Source organism: Caballeronia temeraria, assembly GCF_001544795.2.
GTDB lineage: Bacteria > Pseudomonadota > Gammaproteobacteria > Burkholderiales > Burkholderiaceae > Caballeronia > Caballeronia temeraria.
This window is the reverse complement of the sequence record NZ_FCOI02000014.1, coordinates 188082-194536: the sequence shown is the minus strand read 5'-3', so window position 1 is coordinate 194536 and position 6455 is coordinate 188082. Positions and strand designations below refer to the sequence as shown.

The 6455-nt window shown below is 63.6% G+C and carries 6 protein-coding genes; 2 read left to right on the top strand and 4 right to left on the bottom strand.

What is annotated here, in order from left to right:
• Positions 1 to 278 precede the first annotated feature (278 nt).
• The 3 genes from AWB76_RS21230 to AWB76_RS21220 form a co-directional block, all read right to left on the bottom strand.
• Positions 279 to 1595, bottom strand: coding sequence for an MFS transporter (locus AWB76_RS21230; RefSeq protein ID WP_061162093.1), 1317 nt, complete (start codon positions 1593 to 1595; stop codon positions 279 to 281).
• A gap of 177 nt (positions 1596 to 1772) precedes the next feature.
• Complete coding sequence (locus AWB76_RS21225) at positions 1773 to 2549, bottom strand: SDR family oxidoreductase (RefSeq protein ID WP_061162092.1); 777 nt, start codon at positions 2547 to 2549, stop codon at positions 1773 to 1775.
• Positions 2550 to 2568: 19 nt separating this feature from the next.
• Complete coding sequence (locus tag AWB76_RS21220) at positions 2569 to 4008, bottom strand: aldehyde dehydrogenase family protein (RefSeq protein ID WP_061162091.1); 1440 nt, start codon at positions 4006 to 4008, stop codon at positions 2569 to 2571.
• A gap of 196 nt (positions 4009 to 4204) precedes the next feature.
• Here AWB76_RS21220 and ppa point away from each other — a divergent pair, with 196 nt between their 5' ends.
• Complete coding sequence (ppa, locus tag AWB76_RS21215; RefSeq protein ID WP_061162090.1) at positions 4205 to 4732, top strand: inorganic diphosphatase; 528 nt, start codon at positions 4205 to 4207, stop codon at positions 4730 to 4732.
• Positions 4733 to 4786: 54 nt separating this feature from the next.
• On the opposite strand, the gene AWB76_RS21210 is transcribed toward ppa, so the two are convergent.
• Entirely contained in the window at positions 4787 to 5080 is a 294-nt protein-coding gene (locus AWB76_RS21210; RefSeq protein WP_061162089.1) for a GIY-YIG nuclease family protein, read from the bottom strand.
• A 180-nt stretch (positions 5081 to 5260) separates the two neighbouring features.
• On the opposite strand from AWB76_RS21210, the gene AWB76_RS21205 reads away from it, so the two are divergent.
• Positions 5261 to 6403 (top strand): GNAT family N-acetyltransferase, encoded by a 1143-nt coding sequence (locus AWB76_RS21205; protein WP_061162118.1) that lies wholly within the window; start codon positions 5261 to 5263, stop codon positions 6401 to 6403.
• Positions 6404 to 6455 lie beyond the last annotated feature (52 nt).

Below are 6455 nucleotides of genomic sequence, written 5' to 3'. Positions count from 1 at the left end.
CGGAACTCTTTCGTGCTGAACCAGCGCCATAAAAAGACTAGCTAGTCAGACCGTGCGCGATCCAAGCCCGGTTAGTCGTCCGAGGGCACTCTTTAGGCGAGTGCCGCCTGGGACGAGAGAACTACCCAAAGTGCGTGTGACCGCGGGCCTGAGAAGCTGCTTTCTTTGGTTACTTTCTTTGCAGCAGCAAAGAAAGTGACTGCCGCCCCGCACAGGGGCAGAGCCAATAGACCAAAAAGAAACCGGGATCCGGCGAAATTCCAAAGCAAAACAAAACCTCACCGATTCACCAACCGCGCCGGCACGCTAAGCACGAGCACAGCACCAAGCACCAAGAAGCCAGCAAGCATATACATCCCACTCGAATTAGAAGCAGTGGCCTGCTTGAGCCACCCCACAAGATAAGGACTCAAAAACCCCGCAAGATTCCCAAGCGAATTGATCATGGCGATCCCGGCAGCCGCGCCGGTACCTGCGAGAAACGCCGTCGGCAGACTCCAGAACAGCGGCAGCGTAGTAAGAATACCCATCGTCGCGAGGGTGAGGCCGAGCATCGCCAGCGCGGTATTGTTGAACCACACCACCGACAGCACAAGCCCAATCGCGCCAATCAACGCCGGAATCGCGATATGCCAGCGACGCTCGCCGGACCGGTCCGCGCTACGCGCCGCATACAGCATGCCGATCACCGCCGCGCCGTACGGAATCGCGGAAAGCAGACCGACGTGCAGCGCATCCTTGATCCCCATCGACTTGATGATGGTCGGCAGCCAGAAGCTCACGCCATACAGCCCCATCACAAACGAGAAGTAGATGAGGCTCATCAGCCACACCTTCGGACTCGACAGGATCTTGCCGAGCGACAGATCTTCTTTCTGGACGTTATCCGCCGCGATATTGCGTTCGAGCAGTTCGCGCTCTTCCTGCGTGAGCCAAGAAGCCTTCGCGATACGGTCATCGAGCTTGAGAAACACCACAACGCCGACGATGATCGACGGAATGCCTTCGAGCAGCAGCAGCCATTGCCAGCCGTGCCAGCCGTTCTTCATGTGAAACGCATCCATGATCCAGCCGCTGATCGGCCCGCCGATCAGACCGGACAACGCGATCGCCGTCATGAACAGCGTCGTGATGCGCCCGCGCCGCTGCGCCGGAAACCAGTAAGTCAGATAAAGAATGATGCCGGGAAAAAAGCCCGCTTCCGCCGCGCCGAGCAGAAAGCGCATGACGTAGAACATCGTCGGCGTCGTGATGAACATCGTGAGGGCGGAGATGATGCCCCACGTGATCATGATCCGCGCAATCCACACCCGCGCGCCGACGCGATGCAGGATGATGTTCGACGGAATCTCGAAGATGAAATAGCCGAAAAAGAAGATGCCCGCGCCGAAGCCATACACCGCATCCGACAGTTGCAGATCGGTCGCCATCTGCAGCTTGGCGAAGCCGACGTTCACGCGGTCGAGATACGCCACCACGTAACAGATAAGCAAAAGCGGCGCGAGCCGCCAGACGACCTTCCGGTAAGTCGCTTCCTCGAATGCGGAAGGCGTGCCCGCGCCGGGGCGCGGCATGGGATTGGCGGTGCTGGCCATGATGCGTGTCTCCAGTATTTTTTGTGTGCGCCAGACCAGCGGATGGGCCCGCTCGCGATTACAGGCGCGTAAGGATTCTAGCTCGCCGGCCGCCACGCCAAGCGCTTGTTTCCGCTAGGGAAAGCACCGATGCTCGGGCGCACGCCGCGCTCGTCGCGCTGCGTGCGCGGGCATCGCTCAGACGCAGCGTCCGCCGTCCACTTCGAGCGCGACACCGGTGATGAACTCGGCATCGTCGGAGGCGAGATAGAGCGCCGCGTTCGCGATGTCCTGCGGCGTCGAGAGGCGGCCGAGCGGGATCGTCGCGAGGAACTTGCGGCGGTTCTCGGGCGTGTCTTCCATGCCCATAAACTCGGAGAGCAGGGCGGTCTCGCCCATCACCGGATTGATGCAGTTCACGCGGATGCGGTCCGCGCCCAGTTCGACCGCCAGCGCCTTGCTCGCGATGATCACCGCCGCCTTGCTGCCGTTGTACCAGACGAGTCCTGGACGCGGCCGCACGCCCGCCGTCGACGCGATATTGATGAACGCGCCGCCGCCCCGCTCGCGGAAATACGGCACGAACTGCTCGACGCTCCAGTAGATGCTCTTCACGTTCACCGCATACACGCGGTCGAACTCGGCCTCGGTCACGTCGAGAACGGGCTTGTTACGGTGCGTCGTGCCCGCGTTGTTGACGACGACCTGCACGCTGCCGAAGTCCTGTATCGCGGCGTCGAAGAGCGTTTGCCAGTCGGCGCGCTTCGTGACGTCGCCCTGAACGGCGATCGCGCGGCCATGCTTCACTTCCGGCGACGAAGCGAGCGCGATCTCGCTCGCCACGCGCTCGGCGGCCGGCCCGTTCAGATCGTTGACGACGACATTCGCGCCTTCGCGCGCAAACGTCTTCGCGATGCCTTCGCCGAATCCCGAGCCGCCGCCCGTCACGATCACGGTTTTGCCTTGCAGTCGCATGCATGTCTCCTTTTTCCGGTTATCCGTGTTTGATTGCGATGGTCTTGAGCGTCGTGAAACCATACAGCGCCTCGAAGCCTTTCTCGCGTCCGTGCCCCGAATGCTTCACGCCGCCGAAAGGCAATTCGATCCCGCCGCCCGCGCCGTAGTTGTTGATGAACACCTGCCCCGAGCGCACGCGGCGCGCAAGGCGCATCTGGCGTGCGCCGTCGCGTGTCCAGATGCCGGCGACCAGGCCGTAGTCGGTGCCGTTGGCGAGCCTGAGCGCGTCGGCTTCGTTGTCGAAAGGCATGGCGGCGAGCACCGGGCCGAAGATTTCCTCGCGCGCGAGACGGTGCGTCGGCGGAACATCGCGCAACAAGGTCGGCGCCTGGTAGAATCCCGCTTCGGGCGCCTCGCCGACGACTTCGCCGTGCGCGGCCATCGGAATGCCGTCGTGCTGGGCATCGGACAGATAGTCCCACACGCGCTGCTGCTGCTTCGCGCTGATGAGCGGGCCGCAGTCGAGATCGAGCTTGCTCGGACCGACCTTCAGCGCCGCGAACGCCTGCGACAGCCGGTCGATGAGCGGCTCGTACGCCGCGCGCTCGATCAGCACGCGGCTGCCCGCCGAGCACGTCTGCCCGGCGTTCTGCACGATCGCGGCGACGAGCACGGGCAGGGCGGCGTCGAAATCGGCATCGGCGAATACGATCTGCGGCGATTTGCCGCCCAGCTCCAGCGTGACGGGCACGTGGTTGTCGGCGGCCATCTTGGTCACGGCCGCGCCCGTCGCGGGCGATCCGGTGAAGGAAATATGGTCGATGCCCGGATGCCGCGCGAGCGCCGCGCCCGCTTCGTGCCCGTAACCGGTGACGATGTTCAGCGCGCCGTCCGGCAGCCCGGCTTCCGCCGCCAGCTCCGCGACGCGCAACAGCGACAGGCACGCGTCCTCCGCCGGCTTCACGACGCACGCATTGCCGGTCGCGAGCGCCGCGCCGACGCTGCGCCCGAAAATCTGCAGCGGATAATTCCACGGCACGATATGCCCGGTCACGCCGTGCGGCTCGCGGATCGTGAGCACGGTGAAACCGGACTGATAGGGCAGCGTTTCGCCGTGCAGTTTGTCGGCGGCGCCCGCGTAGAACTCGAAATAGCGCGCGATGCCCGTGACGTCGGCGCGCGCCTGCTTGAGCGGCTTGCCGGTGTCGCGCGCCTCGATCTGCGCGATGTCCTCGTGGCACGCGGCGATCAGCATCGACAGGCGCGCGAGCATGCGCCCGCGCTCGGCGGCGCTCGTCGCGCCCCAGTCGCCGTCGAAGGCTTTGCGGGCGGCGGCCACCGCGCGGTCGATATCGGCCGGATTTCCCCGCGCGATCTCCGCAAAAATCTGGCCATCGGACGGATCGACGACGGGAATCGTCTCGTTGCCCGACGCCGCGACCCAGCGGTTATCGATGAAATGCTTCGCGTCTTCCATGCATGTCTCCTGAAACCGGTTCTGTGCTTTGGAAAATCGATTATCGCGCCAACCTCCGCCGCGCGCCGGCCGCGACGGGCGGCGGGACCCGATTGGCTATAATGACGTATTCACGCGCCGCCATGCGCGACGGGCCGCGAAAGACCGTCCGTCCGTGCGCTTCCATCTCCGATCTCAACTTCTCCAGAGAGTGCTCATGAGCTTCAACAACGTACCTCCCGGCAAGGACCTCCCGCAGGATTTCAACGTCATCATCGAAATTCCCGCGCAGAGCGATCCGGTCAAATACGAAGCGGATAAGGACATGGGCCTGCTCGTCGTCGACCGTTTCGTCGGCACCGGCATGCGCTATCCGGCCAACTACGGCTTCATTCCGCAGACGCTCTCCGGCGACGGCGACCCGGTCGACGTGCTCGTCATCACGCCGTATCCGCTGCTCGCGGGCTCGGTCGTGCGTGCACGTGCAGTCGGCATGCTGCAAATGACCGATGAATCGGGCGTGGACGCGAAGCTCGTCGCCGTGCCGCACGACAAGGTTTGCCCGATGACGGCGAACATCAAGTCGATCGACGACGTGCCCGAGTATCTGAAAGACCAGATCAAGCACTTCTTCGAGAACTACAAGGCGCTCGAAAAGGGCAAGTGGGTGAAGGTCGAAGGCTGGGCCGGCATCGACGCCGCTCACAAGGAAATCTCGGAAGGCGTCGCGAACTTCAAGAAGTAAGCGCGTTGCTCCGACGAAGCGCCGCCGCGTTCTCGAAACGCGGCGGCGTTTTTTTTATTCTTCTTCGCTTGCCTCGGTCTGCGGCAACAACGACTCCAGCGTCCTTTCCCCCGCAATCAACGCGCGCTTTTGCTGCGCGGTGAGCTGCTTCACGCGATATTCCGCCCGCAACGCCTCCGATCTCCCCGCCAGCTCGAACGACGCCAGCACGCGCAGCGGCTTTCTCGCACGCGTGTAGCGCGCGCCCTTGCCGCTTGCGTGCGCCGTGAAGCGCGCCTCGACGTCCGTCGCGATGCCCGTGTAGAGGCTGCCGTCGGCACATTCGATCAGATAGAGGAACCACGGCATCGCGTTTGATGGGCGCTGGTGAAGGATGTGCCGCGCATTATCGCCGAAAGCACCGCGCCGGGGCGCTTTTGTCCGCTTCGGCGTGCCGCTGCGACTTGCGCGAGAATAGCCGCTTTCGGGCGCGTTTCGCGGTGCACAGGGCGCGGCGCGCTCGCCGGGCAATCACAGCGAGGTAGCTTGTTGAATCGCGAGATCGAAATTCATGTGGTCGATGCGCTCACCGACATTCCCGCCGGCGACTGGAACCAGCTCGCCGGCGATAACCCGTTCGTGCGTCACGCGTTTCTCTCGGCGTTGCAGGAGACGGAATGCGCCGTGAAGCGCACCGGCTGGCGTGCGCATCATCTGATCTTGAAGCGCGGCGGCGAATTTGCCGGCGCGATGCCGTTGTATCTGAAGTCGCATTCGCGCGGCGAGTACGTGTTCGATCACGCCTGGGCCGATGCCTTCGAGCGTCACGGTCTGCGTTATTACCCGAAGGCGTTGTCCGCCGTGCCGTTTTCGCCGGTGACGGGACCGCGCCTCATCGCCGCGCATCATGAAGATCGCGTGCTGCTCGCGCGTGGTGCGATCGAGCTGACGCGGCGGCTCGAACTCTCGTCGCTGCATGTGCTGTTTCCGCACGCGCAGGATGTCGAGGCGCTGACCGATGCAGGCTACATGCTGCGCGAAGGCGTGCAGTTCCACTGGGAGAATCTGCCCGGCGACGGCTACGCGAGCTTCGACGCCTTCCTCGCGACGATGAGTCACGACAAGCGCAAAAAGGTGAAGCAGGATCGCCGGCGCGTGGCGGACGCGGGCGTCACATACACCTGGCTGCGCGGCGCGCAGATCGACGAAGCCGCGCTCGATTTCTTCTACGACTGCTACGACAACACGTATCGCGAGCACTGGAACGCGCCGTATCTGACGCGCGAGTTTTTCGGCCGGATTCACGCCGATGCGCCGGAGAGCATGCTGCTCGTGATTGCCGAAGCGGACGGCGCGCGCCTCGCCTGCGCGCTCAACATGATCGGCGGCGACACCATGTACGGCCGCTACTGGGGCACGCGCGAGTTCGTCTCAGGGCTGCACTTCGAGACGTGCTATATGCAGGGCATCGCGTATTGCATCGAGCACGGACTTGCGCGTTTCGAGGGCGGGGCGCAGGGCGTGCACAAGATGTCGCGCGGTCTTCTGCCGACGCCGACATGGTCCGCGCACTGGATCGCGGATCAGCGTTTCGCGCATGCGATCGCCGAGTTTCTCGAATCCGAAACCGAAGCGATGGATCAGCATATCGAAGAGCTCGAAGCCCACACGCCGTTCAGGAAGAAAAGCTGAAATGCGATAATCGACGAGGCTTGTCGCCGCATTCTTATCGCAACGTTTTCCG

Excerpts from the sequence above, each read along its gene's own strand:
- AWB76_RS21230 (WP_061162093.1), bottom strand. The coding sequence starts at position 1,595 with ATGGCCAGCACCGCCAATCCCATGCCGCGCCCCGGCGCGGGCACGCCT.
- AWB76_RS21225 (WP_061162092.1), bottom strand. The coding sequence starts at position 2,549 with ATGCGACTGCAAGGCAAAACCGTGATCGTGACGGGCGGCGGCTCGGGA.
- AWB76_RS21220 (WP_061162091.1), bottom strand. The coding sequence starts at position 4,008 with ATGGAAGACGCGAAGCATTTCATCGATAACCGCTGGGTCGCGGCGTCG.
- ppa (WP_061162090.1), top strand. The coding sequence starts at position 4,205 with ATGAGCTTCAACAACGTACCTCCCGGCAAGGACCTCCCGCAGGATTTC.
- AWB76_RS21210 (WP_061162089.1), bottom strand. The coding sequence starts at position 5,080 with ATGCCGTGGTTCCTCTATCTGATCGAATGTGCCGACGGCAGCCTCTAC.